This window comes from Chlorobium sp. KB01, assembly GCF_001975465.1.
In the GTDB taxonomy this organism is placed as follows: domain Bacteria; phylum Bacteroidota; class Chlorobiia; order Chlorobiales; family Chlorobiaceae; genus Chlorobium.
Genome location: NZ_MPJE01000109.1, coordinates 15,582 through 37,619, shown reverse-complemented (window position 1 = coordinate 37,619; position 22,038 = coordinate 15,582). Strand labels below are relative to the sequence as shown.

Sequence of the window (22,038 nt, the reverse complement as noted above, 5' to 3'; positions counted from 1 at the left end):
GGAAACAAAAGGAGAACGGGAGAAAACTCCCTTTTATTATATAACGTTAATTCCAAACAAGAAAACAAACCGCCGAAAAAATCATTCAGATATCTGAAGGCTGACGCGATTCTATCACCTGCTCCAGCTTTGCAATCTCATCGCGCAGATAAGCCGCTTTCTCATACTCCATATGCACCGCCGCCTCCTGCATCTCAAGACGGAGCTCGGCCGCCATGGCATACCCTTCAGCCGGCGTCAGGAACTCAAGCAGTCCGGCAAGCATCCGCTCCGATTTGGGCTCAAGGCCGAACCGCTTCCTGCGGTAACGCTCTTCGGCATCCGCAACCCCGGTTGTATCGAGAATCTGGTCAACCGATTTGATAATTGAGCGGGGCACAATGCCGTGCGCTTCATTGTATTGCTGCTGGATAGTGCGGCGGCGGGCAGTTTCATCAAGCACCTCCCGGATTGAACGGGTCACGACATCGGCATAGAGCACAACAAACCCCTCAACATTACGGGCCGCCCTTCCGGCAATCTGCATAAGCGAGCGGGTATTGCGCAGAAAGCCCTCCTTGTCGGCGTCAAGAATCGCCACAAGGGAGACCTCGGGCAGATCAAGACCTTCCCGCAGCAGATTGACACCGACAAGCACATCAATATCACCAACCCGAAGCTCCCTGAGAATCTGTATGCGCTCAAGGCTCTTGATCTCCGAATGCAGATAGCGCGAACGGATGCCGCTCTTTCTGAAGAAATCGTGCAGATCCTCGGCCATTCTCTTGGTCAGGGTCATCACCAGCGCCTTGTTCCCTTTTGCGGTGTGCAGACGTATCTCGGCCAGGAGATTGTCGATCTGCCCCTTGACCGGACGCACCTCGACCGGTGGATCGAGCAGACCGGTCGGACGAACAAGCTGCTCAACCACCACACCGCCGGAGCGGTTCAGCTCATGCTCGCTTGGCGTGGCGCTCACGCAGATAACCTGCGGCGCCATCTCCTCAAACTCCTCAAAGCGGAGCGGCCGGTTGTCAAGAGCTGAAGGGAGCCTGAATCCGTGCTCAACAAGGATTGTTTTACGGGAGCGGTCTCCTCCGTACATGCCTCGAATCTGGGGCAGGGTAACATGCGACTCATCAATGACCACAAGGTACTCCTCAGGGAAATAGTCGAGCAGGCAGTAGGGCCGTTCACCGGCATTGCGACCGGAGAGATGACGGGAGTAGTTCTCGATTCCGGAACAGTAGCCAAGCTCCTTCATCATCTCAAGGTCATAGCGGGTGCGCTCCTCAAGACGGCGGGCCTCAAGCAGGCGATTTTCAGCACGGAACCAGTTGAGTTGACCGGCCAGCTCATTCTCGATTGCAAACATAGCCTCCTTGAGCCTCGCATCCTCGGCCACAAACTGCCGGGCCGGATAGATAAAGGCATACGGATCAACGCCGAGCACTTCGCCGCTGTGAATATCAAAGGTCTGCAGGCTCTCGATTTCATTGCCGAAAAATTCGACCCTGAGCGCCAGCTCCTCATGCGCCGGAACCAGATCGATAATATCCCCCCTGACTCGGAACTTTCCGGGTGCCGGATCGATATCGTCACGAACGTAGTGCAGGGCGATCAGCTCCCTGAGAAAGAGATCCCGATCCTTCTCCATCCCCGACCGCAGCTCGATAATCTGGGCTTTCCAGTCCTCCGGTGAACCGAGACCGTAGATACAGCTCACCGAACTGACCACAATCACATCCTTGCGGCCGCTGAGCAGCGAGCTGGTTGCCCGGAGCCTGAGACGCTCAATCTCGTCGTTAATGCGAAGGTCTTTGGCTATATACTTGTCAAGCGCGGGAAGGTAGGCCTCCGGCTGGTAAAAATCATAGTAGCTGATGAAATACTCGACCGCATTATCAGGAAAAAACTGTTTGAGCTCTCCGTAAAGCTGGGCGGCAAGGGTCTTGTTATGACTCATCACCAGAACGGGCTTGTTGACCCGGGCTATGACATTGGAGATGGTAAAGGTTTTTCCCGAACCGGTCACGCCGAGCAGGGTCTGACAGGGATTTCCCGACAGTACGCCTTCACTCAAAGCCTCAATCGCTTTCGGCTGGTCTCCTGTCGGACTGTATGGACTCACAAGCCTGTATAGATCACTCCCCTGCATAAACACTCACTTTTCTTGATATTGGAACTCCTCTTCTCTCTTTCGGTGCCTACAAGAACTATTAATACTGTTTGTTAGTTCTTCCAGAATCTTGTATAACAAAGTACCGGCTGCGATTGCTTTACATAAACTCCGCATGCAAAAAGGCCCTCCCGAAAACGGACGCCCGCTTTCCGGAACAGAGCATCACCGGCATGGCAATTTTCGTGCACGCACAGTGAATCCGGTTGCAATTATGCACATTTAATCCCATTATTATAATCTTTTCATGCCGGAAAATTTTCAAGCGTTCATGAACAGTCGCATCCCGATATTTGCCATCGGAATACTTTTTTTGCATTTAATTTCCTGTAAACCCATGATAAAAGAAGAGAAGCAGTATCCATACACTACCACACAGGGCGACTCCCTCCATACAAGAATCTATACACTGAAAAACGGCCTGACGGTCTTCATGAGCCCCTACAGGGATGAACCGAGAATCTACACCTCCATTGCCGTACGTGCCGGAAGCAAGAACGACCCGGCAGAAACAACCGGCCTTGCCCACTATCTCGAACATATGCTCTTCAAGGGTACCGATGCAATCGGCTCCCTCGACTATGAGAAAGAGATCTCCGAGCTTGACAAAATCACCGCACTCTACGAAGAGTACCGCTCAACCTCCGACCTGGACAAACGGGCGGCAATATACCGTGATATCGACAGCATATCCAATGTAGCGGCCAGCTTCACCGTACCCAATGAGTACGACAAGCTGCTCAACTCCATCGGCGCACAGGGCACCAATGCCTACACCTGGGTCGAGCAGACGGTCTACGTCAATGATATCCCGTCAAACAAGTTCGACCAGTGGCTTACAATCGAAGCCGAACGGTTCCGCAATCCGGTTATGCGGCTCTTTCACACCGAGCTTGAAACGGTCTATGAAGAGAAAAATATGACCATGGACAGCGACAGCCGCAAAATATGGGAGAATCTCTTTGCCGGTCTTTTCAAAAAACACACCTATGGAACCCAGACCACCATCGGCAAGGCGGAGCATCTGAAAAATCCCTCGATAAAAAATGTCATCGACTACTACCGCACCTACTATGTGCCGAACAACATGGCGCTCTGTATCGCCGGTGACTTCGATCCGGATGAAACCATAAAACTGATTGACCGGAAATTTTCGGTACTCCAGCCAAAAGAGATCCCCCATTTCACTTCGGCAGTGGAAGAGGAGATCAAAAAGCCCACCGTTATCAAGGCCAAAGGGCCTGAGGCTGAAGAGCTGGTTATCGGATACCGCTTCAACGGCATCAACAGCAGTGACGCAGACTATCTGACCCTTCTCGACAAGATCCTCTACAACCAGACCGCAGGCCTCATCGACCTCAATCTGAACCAGCAGCAGAAGGTGCTTGATGCCGGCTCCATGCTCGTGATGATGAAAGATTACTCCGCGCACATCCTGAGCGGCAAACCAAGGGAGGAGCAGAGCCTTGACCAGGTACGGGCACTGCTGCTTGAGCAGATTGAGCTGCTCAAGGAGGGGAAATTTCCCGACTGGATGCTTGAGGCGGCCATCAACGACCTGAAACTCGAACAGCTGAAACTCTACGAAAGCAACAGGGGCAGGGTTGAAGCCTATGTTGACGCCTTCATCTGGGGTATGCCGTGGCCGGAACATGTCAGCCAGATAGAGCGGCTTGAAAAGATCACCAAGGCCGATCTTGTTGCGTTTGCAACAAAACATTACCGCGATAACTATGTCACGGTCTACAAGGAGCACGGCAAGGCAAAAAGCGAAAAGAAGATCCAGAAACCGCCGATCACTCCGCTCAAGGTAAACCGCGACACCTCGTCGCCATTTGCCGAAAAGCTTCTGGCAGAGAAATCAGCGAAAACCGAACCGGTCTTTCTCGACTACCGCAAGGATATCACCTTTGAGGATGTCAACCCCTCAATCAAGCTGCACTACCTGCAAAACCTTGAGAACGAGCTCTTCTCGCTCTATTATGTCTTTGATGTCGGCAAAAACCACAGCCGTAAAATCAACCTTGCGCTCGACTATCTCTCCTATCTCGGCACCTCCACGCTTACACCGAGAGCCTTCAGCCAGGAGCTCTATAAGATCGGCGCAAGCTTCTCAGCCTTCACGGCGGACAACTATGTCTACCTGAAACTCTCAGGACTGGGCAAGAATGCTCCGGCGGCTATCCGCCTGCTTGAAACCCTGCTTGTTGATGCAAAGCCCGATGAGGAGGCGCTTGAAAACCTCAAGGCCGGTGAATTGAAAGAGCGCGCAGACGACAAGCTTTCGAAGAAAAAAATACTCTTCGAAGCCATGACCAACTACGGCAAATACGGCTCAACCTCACCCTTCACCAATGTGCTCAGTGATGAGGAGCTTGGCAAGGTAACATCCACTGAACTGCTCTCGGAACTGCACGATCTGCTGCAGTATCAGCACCGGGTACTCTACTACGGCCCTGCGAAAGCACAGGAAGTGCTCGCAGAGCTTCGTTCGGTCCGCCACTACCCCGCATCATTCAAAACGCCTCCGGTATCCGATCCCTACCCGGAGCTGGAACAGCAGGATAACCAGGTCTATGTAGTCGATTACGATATGACCCAGGCCGAGGTGATCATGCTGACGCGCGATGAGCTCTACGATCCCTTGCAGGTTCCCCTGGCTACCTTCTTCAACGAGTATTACGGCGGAGGGATGTCGTCGGTGGTCTTCCAGGAGCTGCGCGAGGCCAAGGCCCTTGCCTACTCCGTCTTTTCGGTCTACAGGGCTCCGAAGCAGAAAGAGAAACACAACTACATGGTAAGCTATATCGGCACCCAGGCCGACAAGCTGCCGGAAGCGCTTGAAGGGATCAGCCATCTGATGAACGACCTGCCGAAATCGCCCGAGCTCTTCGCGTCCGCCCAGAACGGCATTCTGCAGAAAATCTCGACCGAGCGCCTTACCAGAACCGAGGTGCTCTTCAACTATGAAGATGCGGTCAGAATGGGACACACCCATGATATCAGAAAAGATATCTATCGGGAAGCGGCAACCATAACCCTCAAGGATATCGAAGCCTTCCACAAAAAACATCTGCGCAATAAAAACCATGTCATGCTGGTGCTCAGCAAAAAAGGGAACCTCGACATGGCTACCCTGCAGAAGTACGGAACGGTTAAGGAGCTGAAACTGAAGGATATTTTCGGATACTAAGAGATTGCACCGCTCATGACGATTTATAGCGATACAGAGGAAGAGTTCGTTCATTTTCGATATAAAGGCGCCTCTATTTATTGTCGTGAGAAGCCCGGGGAGAAGGCGGATGGAGCACAGAAACCGGAGTGTAGACGGAGTACATGAGGATTTCGAGCACCACCCAACGCAGTAATCGGGTTTCGGAATAAATAAATAGAGGTGCCCATAACGCATGAAAATTCTTGACCGCTACATATTCAGGCAGTTTGCAAAGGCGTTTATCTTTACCTCCACCACCTTTGTTTTCCTGTTCATCCTTATCACCATGGTCGAACACCTTGATGATATGATGGGCAGGAATCTCTCCATTTTTCAGATTATCGGCTACTACCTCCTCTCCATTCCCTCCACCGTTCTGGTAACCGCTCCGGTCAGCTCGCTGCTTGCATCCATTCTTGTGGCAGGCCGCCTCTCGGCTTCCAGCGAACTCTCGGCAATCCGTTCTGCCGGTGTCAGCATGCGCCAGCTTCTCTACCCCTTTCTTGCCGGAGCATCAATCATCGCCGCCGTGAACCTGGTCAATTCCTGCTGGATAGCTCCTGCGGCATTTTCCGGCATAGCCCGCTTTGAACGGGAGCATCTCTCCAAAGAGCCCGGAAAGCTCCCTGAAAACCGGAACATGCACCTGATTGAGCAGGGGAACCGGATTGTCTCGATAGGAAGTATGGGGAGTAATGAATCAACGGCCAAAGCCGTCTCGATAGAGGAGTTCAGCGGCGCACACCTCATCTCACGAATCGATGCCGCATCCATGAGCTACAACCCGAAGAGCCGGGAGTGGATGCTTGAGAATGCTGCAATCCGCTCGTTCACCGGCGGAAGCGAGCAGTACAGCTTCATTGGCCGCAAACCGGTCAAACTCTCAATCTCACCCCGCTCACTGCTTGAGTTCAACCTGCAGCCGGATGAGATGAACGTCAGCCGCCACTACCGCTACCTCACGGAAAAACGGCAGGCCGGGATTTCCGGTCTTGATCGCTCGGCAGTCAAGTTCCATACCAAGCTCTCCCTCCCCTTCGCCTCACTCATCGTCATGCTGATCGGTGTACCGCTCTCGGCCAAGAAAAAAAGGGGCGGACTGGCCTCTGAAATCACCATTGCCCTCTTCTTCGGCTTTCTCTTTATCGGATTGCAGAAAACCGTCGCAATTGCCGGATACCAGGGCGCCATGAATCCCGCGCTGGCTGCATGGCTGCCGAACATCATCTTTCTTATCGTCGGATACCTCATCTATAAAACCGCAATCGACTGAGCCGTATGCCTGCACCCGCCCATCCTGTTATCGTGCTGATGACCGATTTCGGCCTCACGGACAGCTATGTCGGCCAGATGAAGGGGGTCATCCTCTCCATCGCCCCCGATGCGAGAATCATAGACCTGACACACGCCATCACGCCACAGAACATCGCTCACGGAGCCTTTATCCTTGAAAAATCCGCAAACTTTTTTCCTGAAGGCGCAATCTTTCTCTCGGTAGTTGACCCCGGTGTCGGCACCTCACGAAACGCGATTGCGGTCCGGACAGAGCGGGCACTCTTTCTTGCTCCCGATAACGGTCTGCTCACCTCAATTCTTCAGAGCAGAAGCGTAACCGGGTGTGTCACCATCACCGATAGCCGCTACCTGCTTCCGGTTCGCAGCTCAACCTTTCACGGCAGGGATGTTTTTTCGCCTGCAGCCGCACACCTTGCTTCCGGCGTACCGATAGAGAGTCTGGGAAAGCAAATTGATCCTGCGGAGTGCACAAGAATCCCGATGCCGGAGTGCCATACCAATGACAACGGAAAAACATGGGAGGGAAGTATCATCTACACCGACCACTTCGGCAATCTGGTCACCTCACTCGACGCGCAGCTTCTTGACCGCTCAAAAAAGTGGCATGTTCATGCAGGCAAACACCGCCATCCGGTCTCCCGCACCTACGGCGATGCCGCCGACCAGCAGCCGCTCGCCTACACCGGCAGCTTCGGCATGATTGAGATTGCGGTAAGAAACGGCAATGCCCGTGAGACCCTGGGGCTGAAGGATGGAGACCCGGTCAGAGCCGAAAGCACTTCTGCCTAAGGGTTCAGCAGCAATTGATCTCCATCCAAACAACTCCCGGCACCTTCTCTACCGTCACAACCTTTCCGTCCAGATGATAGGTCAGATTGCTATGATGGCGGGGGTTGGAGAGAACTCCGGGATTCAGTATCGCATAGTTCAATCCCCGCTTCTGGCGAACGGAGAAGGTAAGCAGGCCCGGATGGCCTTCACGATGGATGCGTGCCCCGACAGCGTGCGTGAAGCTGTAGTCGGACTTGTGCAGCATATCCGGGTACTCCTGAACGACCTGACGAAAGTCAAGCAGCAGCGCATCGCATGCCACGCTGTAGAGTTTGCGCTCTATGACGACAGCTTCATGTTCAAATCCCGCATCGCAGATCAGCCCCCGAAACCAGTGATAAGCTGACTCATAGACGGTGGTCTCTACTTTGTCGCTGCCATACCAGACGCCAAATGAACCGTCAGAAAAACGGCTTGCCTGCCAGTTTTTGAAGGGCCATGCAATCGCGTTGAACCAGAGAGCATCTTCAAAGGGGCGATGGATTTCCGGCTGACTTGATCGGTAGGGGTGCGGTTTTACATCCAGCTCAACCTGCTGTGCCATCTGCCACTCCTCCGGCCTGTCGCTCAAGTCATCAAACAGATCCTCCGACTCTATAAGCGAAACCACATTGCGGATCAGATCCCGATGTGTATCGGCTAAAGTAAGCTTTGAAAAGAGTGTATCCATCACCGGGTACCTAAACTCCTCTCGCCCTGTCCAGATACGCCCTAACCATCAAAAGACCGGCAAACCCCCACTCCCTGATCACCTCTACCGGGGTAAGGTTGTCAAAAGCCCTGTTGCGTGTGCTTATCCAGCGGTAGGCAAGATCACGGTTTTTCGGAAAGAGCAGCCGAAGGTTCCTGTGGATTGCAAGCAGATGTCCAACCCTCTCATACTGGTCACGACTGGTTCCTATCGGCTCCCCCTTGCGGTAACGCGCCAGCGCTGTACGGTTGGCAGAGGCAAGCCCCAGAAGCACAACCTGCTCCTCCGTACTCAGCTTCCAGTGGTCAAACAGCGTCATCACCATCTTGGCCAAAGCCCCCCGGTCAGTCGATTCGCCGCTCTTTAGTTCTGCCCTGCCCATTGCTATCCCCCTTCGTTGAATTGATCCATTGATGAAGTATAGTAAATCGTTACTATTAATACAATTTCTGTTTTTTTTATATGCATACTATTATACTTATCATGAAGAGAACTGACAATCAAGTGGTCACACGAACAGGATTTCAGCGCCGATACGATAGTGTGGGATATTCAGCATGCTCAATCATGCTCGTAAACAGATAGACAGATGAAAAAGGAAAAGAAGATAAAACTTGAAGCTACAGGCTGGAAAGTCGGAAGCGTTGATGAATTTCTGGCACTCAGCCCTGAGGAAGCCGAATACATAGAGAGTTGAGCTAATGATCGTCGTAAAGAAGACAAAAACGCGACTGATGATGACTGTTCAGAGGGAAATAAGCAGAGGAGAGAATAACGATATTCATCTCTTGTTGATCCTTGCAAAAACATCTTCTGCGGATGATACCTTGATTTCGCCACGGTCGTAAGCGTCAAGTCGAGACTCAACCTCTTCCTCCCTGGCGGCATCAATTTTATCATTGGCAGGACGATCAAAACTCTGAAATAACCTCTCGATAAGTTCTGCTCGTTCTACAGGAAGCAATTCCAGTGCATCCCTGAAAACACGTGCTGCTGCTGCGGTCATATGTTTATCCTTGAAATGATGTTCTCTGTACAACCCGGCAAAAAAAGTGCAATAAGCACAATTGGATCAAATTCAACATAGGGCAAGTGCTCTTTCATGAACCTTCAAGAAGGCGAGCCACATTCTTCCCGCACTCTGCACAGCTTCCCTTGAGCACCAAGTCACCGCTCACAATTGAACCGGAATAATTAACAATCCTGACAGAATGTTGGCAGTACGAGCAATAGACGTTATCGAGTATTTTTTCCTGGAATTGTTCAGGAATCTCTGCCCATAATTTAGCCGCTTTCGGCGAATACTGAGGGAATTGATGAATAATGGCCATCTGAATCAGCTTTTTAGGGCGCACAGAGATCAGTACTGATGTTAGTAAACAGGATCAACTTACTTGACCTTGCGAAGGCAGTAACGTGTTCAGTTTTTGCAAAACTTCGTTGAATGTGGCTGATGGTACTTTACAACCGAACGATACATTTCGCGCCTTCCAATCAAGATTTTTTACCTGGTCAGACAGAATTGCACCACTAACATCCAAACCATCAGGTATTTTGACTTCAAAAGGGTAGCCCTTGATCTGGCTGGTGATGGGGCATAGCAGCGCTAAGCCGACTTTCCTGTTGTAGACTGATGGTGATAAAACCAGTGCCGGTCTCCGTCCAGCCTGCTCATGCCCCGCTTGTGGATTAAAGGTAATCCAGACGATGTCGCCACTTTCAGGTATATATACCATAGGTCTCACCAGACTTCATTTCCAATAGCCTCACCAGTATCCACTTCATGATGAAGATTACCGTCGTTGATGCCAGCTAAAAGAGCCTCAAGCGACCAACCCGGAGTAACAACCGGCTTAACGATAAGTTGTCCGTCAACAACAGTTAACTCCACAAAGGAATCATTTTCAAGTTGAGTGCCAAGGGCAAGGGCCTTGGGAATTCGCAGAGCAAGACTGTTGCCCCATTTCTGAACTTTTGTAATCATAAGGCCATTCCAGTTTAGGATATACAATGGATATACGGATTTTATTATACCAATCAAACACTTTTTGTATGATTGAGAACAGATAAGCTAAATTATGCCTCTATGTATAGGGCGGAAAGGGGTTCTTTAGTGCACTTCGTCACCTGCACCCAGTCTTTTGGTTTTGGCGGAAAGCTCTGTCAGGCGCGAGTAAAGGGCCAGGAGGGGGCGGGTTTGCGGGCCCAGACCCAGGCGATGAAGTCGGTCATGGGCGGATCAATACCGAGTTCACGAAGGCGGGAGTTAACCTGACCGCGATGGTAGGAGCTGTGGGCGGTTACCTGCATGAGGGTTTGACCGAGCGTCGGGTTGGCAACCTCGAACCCAAGCGAGCGGCTTATCATGCCTGCCCAGGGGAGAAGAGTGATCCGGTCAAGATCATCCTGCGAAAGTGTGTTTTGGAACTCCTGAATCTCCCTGTGCAGTGACTTGGCAAAAGCTGACAATTCAGAAGCGTTCATCGCATCGGTTGAATGCGGGTTGACGGGCTGATTCTGCCACACATCAAAAAAGGCCTTCTGAACCAGATGAATATGCCGGAGTCTCTTCAACAACACCTCATCCTGCTCCGCATCTACTCTCCCCAGAATCGCCGAAAACACAACACTGTCCGCCCACTCCATGTGCTGCGTAAGCTCGGATATGATTGCTATTGCGTCCATGATGAACTCCCATGATATTTAAAACAATATTAGGTACATCAGCTATTCGAGGAAAGGGCAGACTGAACAACCGATGCTACTGACTCTCGGTTAATACCACGATCCATGCAATACCTTGACTCAAGCCATGTAACAAGACTTTTGGCTCCTTTGCTTGCATTACATCCAATGATGCATAAGGCTATGTTCTCTCGTGTGATGATGCGTTCATCTTTTATGATATGCTCCCATGACGGTCTTTCTCGACGAATCACGCTTTCCTCCGAGAACTTTAATCCGCAATAGACACAATAGCGGTCACGCGCAATGACCTCTTGTTCCAACCATTCAGGGATGTTCCATCGGTTCATAGCACTATAATTCTAGTGATAGATGGGGATACCTTACACATACGGATATTCTTTATCCAAAATATCCAACAGTGCAGTGCCAACCTGAGTTGTCAGTCTACGAAGATCGAAATACTCCAAAATCGCGCGTAGATGCTCATCAGAACCTTGCTTCAATCCATCAATTGATATCAATTTTTTTGCCACAGTTAGAAGCTCACTGGGAGGAATCTCAGAAAAATCTCTAGGGCCTCTGCTGCGAACCACAACTGCCACGGTGCCCTTTGGGCGGACAATAGTGTACATCAAGTCTCCCTTTCCAAGCTCATCTTCCTTTATAACACATCCATCATTGATAAGATATTGTAACGTTTTGTTCATTGTTTTACGGAGCTCTCCTCCCATGCGATGTATTCCACAACTACGTAAATAAATGTCATAGGCTCGTTTTGCGAATATGGGGGCTTCAATTTCGATAATTCGTAGCAGTTCTTCCGCTATCCTTGCTATACTGACCTGCACGCTACGAGGATCTACGCTTATTATCCCTTGGAACTCAACATAGATTAACTGACCAACCTTCTCATTTGACAGCATCCTTCCATAATGAAGCTGATCCGGTTGTGTCCTCGCATCATCAGGAAAAAGAATGATTTCTTCTTCATCCTCCTTATTAACAGCTATATCAAGATGATCTGCAGATAGAATTTCGATACCAAACTCATCACACTCTTCATGAAATTCTATCGCTTTGAGTGGCTCATCCAATGCGATAGCCTTGCCTGCGCTATCACTTAATACTCTCGGTTCGTTATCCACTACATTTATCAAAGCCATGCCCTTCTCTGCTGCACTGAATTCAACTGGCGCTGGCGGTGCTGAAGCAGAAGAATCCACTCCGCCGGGATAGATACCTAACCTATCAAGCTCATTCCAAACTGGCAGCATAGCAGATTCCGCTTCCCTATAAAAATCACCACCACGAATACGAACAAACTGCCAACCTGCCCGCTCAAGGTCACGCTGTCGCGCCATATCGTGTTCATAGCGATCGGGGCCATGCCAATGATCACCATCACATTCAACTGCAAGCCTACCCTGCATTCCTTCAACCACCATATCAATCCTGTAACGATGGTTTACCGGATCACCAATACAAACCTGAGATCTGACAAAGAATCCACGATCACTGATACGCTGATATACGGCTCTCTCAAATTCAGAATCAAATATTTGTTCGTCTTCAACGGAAGATTCCCTCTTTGGCTCCAGCATGTATTTCAGTAAGCGATAACGCATACAAAGATCACTGAGTACATCTAACGTTGCCGTATGGAATAGCCACAACTGATCCTGTGCACGGCTGACAGCTACATTAAAGCGTTGACGGGCTGAATCTCCCGTCAGGGCACCGATGCGTGTTTCTCCTGGAGCTGCCACCATGCTCAGAAAAATAATATGTCTTTCGTCGCCCTGAAACGCATAGGCGTCGCCACAGATCAACTGCCGATCCTCTATAATTTCAGGATCCAGCTGTTCCAGTAGCTTTTTTTCTATCAGTTTTGCTTGCGCTTCTCCCTGCAAACTTATGACGCCCATTGTTTTTCCCTTGTAACGATGATCAGCAATACAACCTGCAATCTGAGCAACAATCGCATCCGCTTCGGGAATATTCTGGGCGTACTGACTACTCCCTGTTCGATAGCCATCGAGAACATGCCTGAGCACCAATGGCTGCAAACGGTTTGCCTGATAAGATCTAAGTGGATCAAGAGGGGTACCGTTGCTGGCATAACAAAGGTCATTAGAAAACTGGATAATCTCCGGCATGCAACGGAAATGCTCACGCAACACAACATTCTGGCTGAAGCGAATTTTGGCATTGCCATACAAGCTGCTTTGTGGAGACAATGCGTGTCGGTGTGGAATGCCTTCGAGGTAATGTTCCTGTAATCCTGCGACCGCTTCATCGGAAATACCTATACCGTAGGGGCTTATCTGCTGATCGTCACCGACCACTACAATTTTATTGGCGATATAAAAAAGAAAAAGGCTGTCAATACCGAGCTGACTGGCCTCATCAACAATAACAAGATCATATCGCCCCGGCGCTGGATCAATCATTTCTGCCACCAAATAACGGGGCATGACCCAAATAGGAATAGCATCGCGACAGGCATCCATATACTGGCGAGCCTCTTGGCGTAACCGCGCCAGCTTGGCCGACTTGCCAGTTCCCTTGCCCATTGCTTTAACCGCTTCACGCCAACTCTTCAGTGCAGCAGATTCCCGTGCCGAAAGGCGTTTAAAAAAATACGTCCAAGCACGAAGCGATGCTGTTTCTGCAACCAAACGACAAATCATTGCATCTATTTCATGACGTCGCTTCCACAAATTTTGCTGATATGAAAAGTCAGTACGCTTTTCCAACCAGTTATCTGCTACTGCCCAATGCCAAGCTTCTTCCCAAGCGAAAAAACGCTCATACCAGTAAGCTTCTTTGAGGCGTCCAGACATCTCTAAAAGCAATTGCGGAACGTTGGCTTTAAGTCGGGTTTCAACATCGGCCCGACGTAACTGCACTGCACGTATTTCTTCAATTATGATCAGATCGGCATAACATCGGCTATACTCATTAATATTTCTCTGATCCAATGCTGAAACTATCTTCGCTAACAGCGAGTGCGCATCATGTAACCCGACGACACGATCCACCGCAGTAACACATCGATTCACTATATCACTTGCGACGTGATAGTTATCTTCTTTTTCAGCGACTTCAAGCAGCTCAATCCATTGCGCAATTTCTCCACTCAACCAATCAGGTTCAGGGACCGCAGGCGAAAAAGTTGACAAGGTTTGGCTGACTACAAGACAAGCGTCAGCATAAGCCACAAAGCGAGCAAGATCTGCTCGTTGTTCCTGCAAGTCAGCTAACATCAAGCGCCGATTTCCTCCCGAAATGGTTGCTCCAACAGCCGACCATATCGATACAAGTTCTTCTAACACAAGACTTAACGACAACTCATCACATACAGACTGTAACTGTTCTGGCGTTGTCGCTCCCACACCGTCTACCAATACCTCATCCTTGAGGTAAGTTTTGCCTTTCAATTCCGTAGGGGTGAACATACCCATACGCTTCCAAGTACCCCCTTCGTTCAAAAACGTAATGGCTGCTTGAGCATCGGTGCGTACTTTTCTACGATCCTGATTTTTAGGCAGGCTGACAGCACTATTTCCAAGCCTAGCGCTCAAGCCCTCTGCCTCGGTTATAAGCTCCTGACTGCTAATTAAGACTGTGTCCCATCGAGCATGTTTGCCCGCAATCAAATCGCGTAAGGCGTCCAATGACCAGTCTCGGGTAATGCGAACAATGGCGAGACGTTGCTCTTCAAGCTTTCGCAGATTTTGACCAAGTGTGATGCGTTGCTCAGTTGCCAATGCATAAAGAACCCCGTATGCTCGATGTTGGCGGAAGACTTCCAATTGCAGTAAACCCTCTCTGGCAGAAGTTTCTTTAGCCACCGCCTTAGCAAAAACTTGTGGTTCAAGCAGTTCAGCACTTGCAGGAAGTTTTAATTGGGCTTCGGCAATTTGTCCATCTGAATAACGGCTGTAAATAGCCAACAATTCCAACATCTCCTCACTGCTGGTCGGGGGCTGAGAAGGGGCATCATAAGGTAGCTTCAACCATTCATAAGCTATCCGTTTATCCGCCACTTTCGCTGCAATCGATGATGCTGTGCCGGTATAAGCCCCATCTGCAATCTGATGCGGACAGGTTTCTTCTTCGCGCAAAGAACGAATTTCGTTATCGATTTCAGCGAGCTTTCGACGGTTAAGATCCAGTTCAGCGTCAATCTCAGCAATACGCGGTTCGTAAGCCCCCGGTGTATAAGATGCCTGCCGAGTGGTAATCCCCTGCACTGCCATATTTAGTTCAGCAAATGCATCGCCACCTTGTCCAAGCAAACTAACACATAATGGCTGAATCTCTTTCGGCAGTTTTTCTTTGAGCACTTGTAAGGCTCGTCCGGTTTCCGCCGTGATCAATACCCGCTTGTCAGTAGCAAGCAGATGGCAAATCAAGTTAGCAATGGTATGACTTTTGCCAGTGCCAGGTGGGCCCTGCACTAACACGCCGCGCTGGCGATCAATCGCCTCGACAATGCGGCGCTGTTCCTTGTTGGCTGGAAGCGGAAAGTAGATTTCCTGCTGACCATGTTCGTCGCAGATTACTTGCTGAGCCTCACCATTATCGGTTCGACCGTCACTAAGCTGATCGTCAAGATCATCGATCAGCCCCCCCCAGCCTTGCGGCACCTCGGCAGATTCATTGCTAAGCTGATCAATGATAGCATCATAAATACGCACCATGCCTGACTGGGTGCGCTTGCGTAGAATTAGAGCCGGAGCAAAACTTACCACTGGTTTTTTCGCTTCAGAGACATGCTTGCGCAAATCCGGTGACCAAAGCGAATCCGCATTCAAAGCACCAGCCCAGTGTTTCAGAGCTGTCTGCATCAGTGCTTTATCCCAGATATCATCACCAATGTTCTCAAGTTGTATTTGCACTTCCTGATATTGGCTCCGAAACGGTCGCAGTTCAGCCTCCAGCATGTCATCTTCAATGCGAAGGCGCGCTCCATCACCCGGCGGCTCCAGCCGGATTACCCCTTTACTTGGCTCAAATACCAGTTCTGCACGCGCAATAACTAAATGACGCCTGATATGACCACCAACCGGCGCTTGCCAGTCGAGTAAGCCCAGACCCAGCACCAATTCTAGTAATTCCCCTTGTTTGCGTAACTGGGTGTGCAAAGCGAACAGTCGAGCGTACAAGTCCTGAATTTTCTGGCGACGCCGGAATTCATCTGACCATGCTTGCCAACGCGGTCGATAGCGGTCATAGGTCGTCTGCACCTCGGGAAATTCACTTAACACAGTCTCGATCAACGGTACCGATTCACCCTCTGCAATTTCCGCCTCTCCATCGGGAACTAGGATACTGGTTTTAAGTAAAGGAATCTGCTCACTGGCTTGATTCAGTGCTTTTTCATCAATCCAAGGCTGAATATTTTCCGGCACCTCCGGCATAGCATCGAATTGCTGCTTTTTCACTTTTAACCAAGGATCATCAAGTTCGCAGCCATCCACCCAAGCAGGGCTGAAGCAATCATTATCCTGCGGCATGTCACCAAACCACATCACAGTATCGTACTTGGTAACATCGCGCACGGTTGAAGTGCGTAAACCAACAAATTCCTTGAGGTACTGCGCAAGACGCAGTGGTGCATCGGCAGTTTGGATATCAGGCATAATCACCTTTGACTCTGTTTCCCTGTGGATTTTTGAATTGCAACTCATAGTAGACACCGACTACGAATTAAATAAAATACTGTTAATCGATTAAAATAAGAGCGATTAAACCTTGCATTTCGTTGTATTCAACCCCGTATCAGGATGAGTTTAGAACTTTTGGTGACGAGTCGTCAACAGGGATTCATCTGTTGAAACGAGCAGTTACCGATTTAAATGTGCATAACATTATATACCATCGCATCTTTTGTAATAGTACCGAAAATCTCAGCAAAAAAGAATGCATTGCTCCCTAACAAAACTTCACAATTTCAGTTCAGCTATGGTTTTATGGACTGCATTTCAGGCGTATTAACAAGCTGACGATTTGAAGGCTGGGAGGAGTTTTGTAGATTTCGGGAGTTTTGTTTTTAACTCCTCATGCGGGCAAATCAGGGTGGGATTATGATGACAAAAGGCTTTTTTCGGGCAAGGCGATTCTCGCTTTTTCTTCTGGTATCGATTCTCATTTCTGTCAATGCTGCTGCGAGGCCTTCGATCTCGCAGGCGGATTTGCAGAAGAGGTATCAGAGTGCCGTGGTTGATGCGGCAACGGCTGAGCCATCCGAGATTTCGAAAAACCTTGTGGCAATTGTTCCCTCAAACCCGAAGCTGATCTGGAAGAACAAGGGCGATGCCGAGAACGCACGCATACTCGTTGTCACCTGGACAAGCTATAACGGTTATGACGACAAGATCGGCCAGCCGGTTCCCCTTTCAAGAGAGGTGTGGGTAACAACCGCGCCGGAGATCAAAAACTTCTGCAAAACCCTGAAGAGGGAGAGAACACTGCGACTGGAACAGCTTCTGGGGCTGCCGCCGAAAGCCGGAAAGACAAAGTTTGTAGAGATGTGGGTCAAGCCAGGCGACCTCTTCAGGCCGAGCGCCGACCCGGAGATCAGCGACAACGAAGCCGAAACAGCATTCCGGACAGCAAACCGCTTTGTAACGGTGAGCGCCGACTATATCAAGTGGTACACCGACCTGCAGCAGCAGTCATACGGAGCAAACGGATATCCCTGGACACGCCTCGGCTACACCTACGACTGGGGAACCAGCCGCCGCCACATCGGCCTCAGCGAATTCGTCATCATTCCGGGCTCCACCGTCGAAATAAATTCAATTTCTTCCACAATGGAATATTAATGGGACATACAGAGGAGGAGAGAAACCGTGATTACTGATACAGAACTGAAAATAAAGGGTGTTGACTCCCTGATCCGTTCCCTCGGGGAAGTTGATGCGGAAAGATTTATCGCCCTCGTCATGAGAGAGCCGTTTGACTATACCAAATGGCGACGCACGCTCTGGATAGATAAAAGCATAGAAGAGTTGAGTGCGCAGGCTATGAAAGAGGAAAAAAAAGGACAGGGATAAAAAGATGTGTATTCAGCCATACTGTCTGGAAACAAAAAAAGGCACCGGGGTTGATTCCGATGCCTTTTGATGTTGAGTTTTTATTTAAAACCGCTATTAATCGTCATGAGCGGCTTGAGGGCGAGGCGGACGGAGCGGAGAAACCGGAATGTACACACGGTACATGAGGATTTCGAGCACCGCCCAACGAAGCCAATCGAACCGCGCAGTAGATTAATACTCGCGATTCAGCTTCCTATATACTCTTTCAGTACCTTGCTGTATGCCGACTGGCGGAGTCTGCGGATCGCTTTCTCCTTGATCTGGCGGACTCGCTCGCGGGTGAGCTTGAACTTTTCGCCGATCTCTTCAAGGGTGAGCGGGTTATCCATGCCGATTCCGAAGTAGGAGCGAATGACATCAGCTTCGCGGGGTGCAAGCACCGAGAGCGAGCGCTCGACCTCAAGGGTGAGCGAGTCGCGATTCAGACCGTAGTCGGGCAGATGGCCGTCATTCTGGAGAACGTCAAGCAGACGGTTGTCATCACCCTGTGCGAACGGGGCGTCAACCGAAACATGCCGTCCGGCAATTTTAAGGGTATCGGCCACATCCTGCGAATCCATATCGAGAAGGGTGGCAAGCTCGCGGGTGTTGGGGTCGCGCTCAAACTCCTGTTCGAGCTGGCTGTAAGCCTTGCTGATCTTGTTCAGGGTTCCGACCCTGTTGAGCGGAAGGCGGACAATTCTTGACTGTTCGGCCAGCGCCTGCAGAATTGACTGGCGAATCCACCATACTGCGTAGGAGATAAACTTGAAACCGCGGGTTTCATCAAAGCGCTTTGCCGCCTTGATAAGACCGAGATTGCCCTCGTTGATGAGATCTCCAAGGGTGAGCCCCTGGTTCTGATACTGCTTGGCCACCGAAACAACAAATCTCAGGTTTCCCTTGATGAGTTTGTCGAGTGCCCGTTTTGCCCTCTTATACTCCGTCGTATCAACCGGCATATCAAAGCCATCCTTGATTGCCTTTGTCAGCTTCACCTCGTCTTCAGCGGTCAATAAATCGTATTTTCCTATCTCCTGCAGGTAACGATCGAGAGAAAGGCTCTCGCGATTCGTAATCTGTTTGCTTATTTTAAGCTGCCTCATGTATCTCCTCTCCTTGCGAACTTCAACGATTTAAACCTGAACGGCCGATTACCTTTAATACAAAACCGGCAAAACTGCAAGATATCATTTACGATTGATTATTCTAAACAAACCTCGTTTTTCTTCTCTCCTCTCTCCATCGCTCAACAGAGGCCCTCTCTGGAAGCTCTATTTATTGTCGTGAGCAGACACAAATTAATCACTGAGAACTTCAAGATTACTCTTCAGCTTCTCCAGATTATCCTCTGCATCCTTCAGCTTCTGCCGCTCCAGCTCAACAACCTCTTTCGGGGCATGATCGGCAAAACCGGAATTCGAGAGCTTTTTGACAAGCGCGCCAACATAGTTCGAAACATTTGCGATCTCTTTCTGCAGCCGCGCCCGCTCCTTGTCAAACGATATCAACCCTTCAAGCAGCACAAATAGTTCATTACCATCAACAACCGAACCCGCTGCATGTCGAGGCCGTTCTGCATGCTGAATGATCCCGGGACGGCACTGGGCAAGTGATGCAATCAGCGCTGTTTCAGCCTCGAAAACCTCCCTGTCGGCATCGCTGCCCGGCCTGAGCTGAACGACAGCCTCAACATTGTGGGGTACTCCGAAGAGGGAGCGAAGGCTCCTGATCTCGGAAACCACCTTCTGGATAAGCGTGAAGCTGCCGGTATCAATTCCGGCGAGCACCGTATCGGCAACCGGCATGGAAGAGGATGCAATACTCTCCTCCGACGGACGGGGAAGGATGTGGTGCCATATCTCATCGGTAATGAAGGGCATCACCGGATGAAGCGCTTTGAGCGTTCCCTCAAGTACATAAACGGCAAGGCATACCGTCTCCTGTGCCTCCCTCTCCGTCAGAGTGCCTGAAAGCCTGACTTTCATGGCCTCAAGGTACCAGCCGCAGTAGTCACTCCAGAAAAAGTCATAGACATTGCGGACAATATCATTGAGACGGAACTGTGCGAAGGCGGTGTGATAGCGCTCGAGCATCCCGTGATAACTTGCAAGCAGCCACTCTCCTGCCAGGTCGTTTTTAACTGAACGGGGATCAAACTCCCGGTATACGGTGGCAAACGCATCCGAATCAGCGAAATACTTCTCCCGATGCATGAAGACCAGACGGGTGGCGTTCCAGATTTTTGTAGCGAAATTTCTGCCCAGCTCACACTTCTCCTCGCCAAAGAGCACATCCTGGCCGAGAGGGGCAATATAGATGATGGTGAAACGGAGCGCATCGGTGCCGTAGGTATCGATCACCTTGAGCGGATCGGGCGAGTTGCCGAGCGACTTGGAGAGCTTGCGCCCCTTCATGTCGCGGATGATGCTCGTCAGGTAAACGTCACGGAAGGGAACCTCGCCCTTGAAGTAGAGCCCGGCCATGATCATTCTGGCAACCCAGAAGAAGATGATATCGGGGCCGGTCACCAGCGTGTTGGTCGGATAGAAAGCCCTGAGATCAGCATTGTCACTGTGCTGATCGGTCCAGCCGAGGGTCGTCAGCGGCCAAAGCCATGAAGAGAACCAGGTATCGAGCACATCATCATCCTGCACAAGCTTGTCGGTACCGGCAAGGTGGCAGGCCTCCTCGTAGCTGGCGGCAACCCATACTCTCCCCTCGGAGTCATACCATGCAGGAATGCGGTGCCCCCACCAGAGCTGACGGGAGATGCACCAGTCGCGGATGTTCTCCATCCAGTGGCGGTAGGTGTTGATCCAGTGCGGAGGATGGAAGCGGATCTCTCCGTCGTTAACCACCTGCAGAGCCTTCTCTGCCAGAGGGGCCATCCTGACAAACCACTGCTCGGAGAGGTAGGGTTCAACCACAACATCGGCCCGCTCGGAGTATCCGACATTGTGCTCATACTCTTCAACCCGGACAAGGTTGCCGCTCTCTTCGAGATCCTTGAGAATTTTTTCACGTACATCAAACCGGTCCATACCTCCGTAACCGAATGAGTCGGTCATACGGCCATCCTTGCCAACCACGGAAATTGCCGTCAGGTTATGACGCTTGGCCACCTCGTAGTCATTGGCATCATGTGCCGGGGTAATTTTCAGGGCACCGGTACCGAACTCGATATCAACATAAGCATCAGCGATAATGGGGATATGCCTTCCTGCAATCGGCACAACCGCCAGCTCCCCTACCAGATCACGGTAACGGGGATCTTCAGGGTTGACCGCAATAGCGACGTCGGCAAGAATGGTCTCGGGCCTCACCGTCGCAATGGTAATGTATTGTCCGGGATGGCTGACCAGCGCATACTGCAGGTAGACCAGCTTGTCACGACGGGGCTTCATGATCACCTCCTCGTCGGAGAGAGCCGTCTGGGATACAGGGCACCAGTTGATGATCCGGGTTCCGCGATAGATCAGTCCGTCACGGTAGAGCGCAATAAAGGCATTGATAACCGCCGTCGAAGCGCTCTCATCCATCGTGAAAAGGTTGCGCCGCCAGTCACATGATATACCAAGCCGGCGAAGCTGGCGGAGAATAAGACCGCCATACTCATCCCGCCACTGCCAGACATGATCGAGAAACTCCTTTCGACCGAGATCGTGGCGGGTAACACCCTCTTTTTTCAGCTTTTTCTCCACCACCGTCTGCGTGGCGATACCTGCGTGATCGGTACCGGGAAGCCAGAGCGCCTCCCTGCCGGTCATACGGCTGTAGCGGATAAAGATATCCTGGAGGGTGTGATTCAGCACGTGACCGAGCGTCAGGCTGCCGGTAACATTGGGCGGGGGCATCAGAACCGTGTATGGCGTCTTCCCCTCATCAAGCACGCTCGTGCTTTCGGCGTGAAAGGTGCCGAGCGCCTCCCAGTGTGAACTTCTCCACCGCTCTTCTACATCGTGATGGTTATAGGTTTTCTCAAGATTGAAAGGGGTGGAGTGATCGCTCATGATGCAAATAATCGGTTACAACTGAAAGAGTTTTGGGCACCTCAATAAATCTGTTCCGCGAT

Annotated in this window: 16 protein-coding genes; 5 read left to right on the top strand and 11 right to left on the bottom strand. The window is 50.6% G+C overall.

From position 1 onward, the window contains the following. Positions 1-85 precede the first annotated feature (85 nt). The gene (gene uvrB / locus BOO20_RS11565) at positions 86-2,137 is read right to left on the bottom strand and encodes an excinuclease ABC subunit UvrB (protein ID WP_076792843.1); all 2,052 of its coding nucleotides are present in this window, start codon (positions 2,135-2,137) and stop codon (positions 86-88) included. A 292-nt stretch (positions 2,138-2,429) separates the two neighbouring features. On the opposite strand from uvrB, the gene BOO20_RS11560 reads away from it, so the two are divergent. From BOO20_RS11560 to BOO20_RS11550, 3 genes are all read left to right on the top strand, one after another. Then, positions 2,430-5,351, top strand: coding sequence for a pitrilysin family protein (locus tag BOO20_RS11560; RefSeq protein WP_233120979.1), 2,922 nt, complete (start codon positions 2,430-2,432; stop codon positions 5,349-5,351). Positions 5,352-5,565: 214 nt separating this feature from the next. Next, the gene (gene lptG / locus BOO20_RS11555) at positions 5,566-6,645 is read left to right on the top strand and encodes an LPS export ABC transporter permease LptG (protein WP_076792840.1); all 1,080 of its coding nucleotides are present in this window, start codon (positions 5,566-5,568) and stop codon (positions 6,643-6,645) included. A 5-nt stretch (positions 6,646-6,650) separates the two neighbouring features. Then, positions 6,651-7,457: an S-adenosyl-l-methionine hydroxide adenosyltransferase family protein gene (locus BOO20_RS11550; RefSeq protein ID WP_076792838.1), complete on the top strand. Its 807-nt coding sequence runs from the start codon at positions 6,651-6,653 to the stop codon at positions 7,455-7,457. A gap of 4 nt (positions 7,458-7,461) precedes the next feature. On the opposite strand, the gene BOO20_RS11545 is transcribed toward BOO20_RS11550, so the two are convergent. From BOO20_RS11545 to BOO20_RS11505, 8 genes are all read right to left on the bottom strand, one after another. Next, entirely contained in the window at positions 7,462-8,169 is a 708-nt protein-coding gene (locus BOO20_RS11545) for an RES family NAD+ phosphorylase (protein WP_076792836.1), read from the bottom strand. Positions 8,170-8,179: 10 nt separating this feature from the next. Then, positions 8,180-8,572, bottom strand: coding sequence for an MbcA/ParS/Xre antitoxin family protein (locus BOO20_RS11540; RefSeq protein ID WP_076792835.1), 393 nt, complete (start codon positions 8,570-8,572; stop codon positions 8,180-8,182). 399 nt (positions 8,573-8,971) lie between these two features. Continuing rightward, positions 8,972-9,196: an addiction module protein gene (locus tag BOO20_RS11535; protein WP_076792833.1), complete on the bottom strand. Its 225-nt coding sequence runs from the start codon at positions 9,194-9,196 to the stop codon at positions 8,972-8,974. A gap of 94 nt (positions 9,197-9,290) precedes the next feature. Continuing rightward, the gene (locus BOO20_RS11530) at positions 9,291-9,521 is read right to left on the bottom strand and encodes a hypothetical protein (RefSeq protein WP_076792863.1); all 231 of its coding nucleotides are present in this window, start codon (positions 9,519-9,521) and stop codon (positions 9,291-9,293) included. A 54-nt stretch (positions 9,522-9,575) separates the two neighbouring features. After that, positions 9,576-9,926 carry an endoribonuclease MazF gene (gene mazF / locus BOO20_RS11525; RefSeq protein ID WP_076792831.1) on the bottom strand — a complete coding sequence of 117 codons (351 nt, stop codon included), beginning with the start codon at positions 9,924-9,926 and terminating at the stop codon, positions 9,576-9,578. A gap of 5 nt (positions 9,927-9,931) precedes the next feature. Continuing rightward, positions 9,932-10,174, bottom strand: a complete 243-nt coding sequence (locus BOO20_RS11520) for an AbrB/MazE/SpoVT family DNA-binding domain-containing protein (RefSeq protein WP_076792830.1) — start codon at positions 10,172-10,174, stop codon at positions 9,932-9,934. Between the two features lie 179 nt (positions 10,175-10,353). Next, positions 10,354-10,875, bottom strand: a complete 522-nt coding sequence (locus BOO20_RS11515; RefSeq protein WP_076792828.1) for a DinB family protein — start codon at positions 10,873-10,875, stop codon at positions 10,354-10,356. A gap of 383 nt (positions 10,876-11,258) precedes the next feature. Beyond that, on the bottom strand, positions 11,259-16,574 hold the full coding sequence (locus BOO20_RS11505) for an AAA domain-containing protein (protein WP_083694674.1): 5,316 nt from the start codon (positions 16,572-16,574) through the stop codon (positions 11,259-11,261). Between the two features lie 396 nt (positions 16,575-16,970). On the opposite strand from BOO20_RS11505, the gene BOO20_RS11500 reads away from it, so the two are divergent. After that, positions 16,971-17,711 (top strand): hypothetical protein, encoded by a 741-nt coding sequence (locus tag BOO20_RS11500; RefSeq protein WP_076792824.1) that lies wholly within the window; start codon positions 16,971-16,973, stop codon positions 17,709-17,711. Between the two features lie 27 nt (positions 17,712-17,738). Then, positions 17,739-17,942, top strand: coding sequence for a hypothetical protein (locus tag BOO20_RS11495; RefSeq protein WP_076792822.1), 204 nt, complete (start codon positions 17,739-17,741; stop codon positions 17,940-17,942). Between the two features lie 227 nt (positions 17,943-18,169). Here BOO20_RS11495 and BOO20_RS11490 read toward each other — a convergent pair whose 3' ends face one another. Further along, on the bottom strand, positions 18,170-19,069 hold the full coding sequence (locus tag BOO20_RS11490; protein ID WP_006365336.1) for an RNA polymerase sigma factor RpoD/SigA: 900 nt from the start codon (positions 19,067-19,069) through the stop codon (positions 18,170-18,172). 195 nt (positions 19,070-19,264) lie between these two features. After that, complete coding sequence (locus tag BOO20_RS11485) at positions 19,265-21,976, bottom strand: valine--tRNA ligase (protein ID WP_076792821.1); 2,712 nt, start codon at positions 21,974-21,976, stop codon at positions 19,265-19,267. Positions 21,977-22,038 lie beyond the last annotated feature (62 nt).

What these genes read in the sequence shown, in the direction of transcription:
- BOO20_RS11515 (WP_076792828.1), bottom strand. Translation starts at nt 10,875, where the DNA reads ATGGACGCAATAGCAATCATATCCGAGCTTACGCAGCACATGGAGTGG.
- BOO20_RS11485 (WP_076792821.1), bottom strand. Translation starts at nt 21,976, where the DNA reads ATGAGCGATCACTCCACCCCTTTCAATCTTGAGAAAACCTATAACCAT.
- uvrB (WP_076792843.1), bottom strand. Translation starts at nt 2,137, where the DNA reads ATGCAGGGGAGTGATCTATACAGGCTTGTGAGTCCATACAGTCCGACA.
- mazF (WP_076792831.1), bottom strand. Translation starts at nt 9,926, where the DNA reads ATGGTATATATACCTGAAAGTGGCGACATCGTCTGGATTACCTTTAAT.
- BOO20_RS11505 (WP_083694674.1), bottom strand. Translation starts at nt 16,574, where the DNA reads ATGAGTTGCAATTCAAAAATCCACAGGGAAACAGAGTCAAAGGTGATT.
- BOO20_RS11560 (WP_233120979.1), top strand. Translation starts at nt 2,430, where the DNA reads ATGAACAGTCGCATCCCGATATTTGCCATCGGAATACTTTTTTTGCAT.
- BOO20_RS11540 (WP_076792835.1), bottom strand. Translation starts at nt 8,572, where the DNA reads ATGGGCAGGGCAGAACTAAAGAGCGGCGAATCGACTGACCGGGGGGCT.
- BOO20_RS11520 (WP_076792830.1), bottom strand. Translation starts at nt 10,174, where the DNA reads ATGATTACAAAAGTTCAGAAATGGGGCAACAGTCTTGCTCTGCGAATT.
- BOO20_RS11530 (WP_076792863.1), bottom strand. Translation starts at nt 9,521, where the DNA reads ATGGCCATTATTCATCAATTCCCTCAGTATTCGCCGAAAGCGGCTAAA.
- BOO20_RS11490 (WP_006365336.1), bottom strand. Translation starts at nt 19,069, where the DNA reads ATGAGGCAGCTTAAAATAAGCAAACAGATTACGAATCGCGAGAGCCTT.
- BOO20_RS11550 (WP_076792838.1), top strand. Translation starts at nt 6,651, where the DNA reads ATGCCTGCACCCGCCCATCCTGTTATCGTGCTGATGACCGATTTCGGC.
- BOO20_RS11545 (WP_076792836.1), bottom strand. Translation starts at nt 8,169, where the DNA reads ATGGATACACTCTTTTCAAAGCTTACTTTAGCCGATACACATCGGGAT.
- BOO20_RS11500 (WP_076792824.1), top strand. Translation starts at nt 16,971, where the DNA reads ATGATGACAAAAGGCTTTTTTCGGGCAAGGCGATTCTCGCTTTTTCTT.
- BOO20_RS11535 (WP_076792833.1), bottom strand. Translation starts at nt 9,196, where the DNA reads ATGACCGCAGCAGCAGCACGTGTTTTCAGGGATGCACTGGAATTGCTT.
- lptG (WP_076792840.1), top strand. Translation starts at nt 5,566, where the DNA reads ATGAAAATTCTTGACCGCTACATATTCAGGCAGTTTGCAAAGGCGTTT.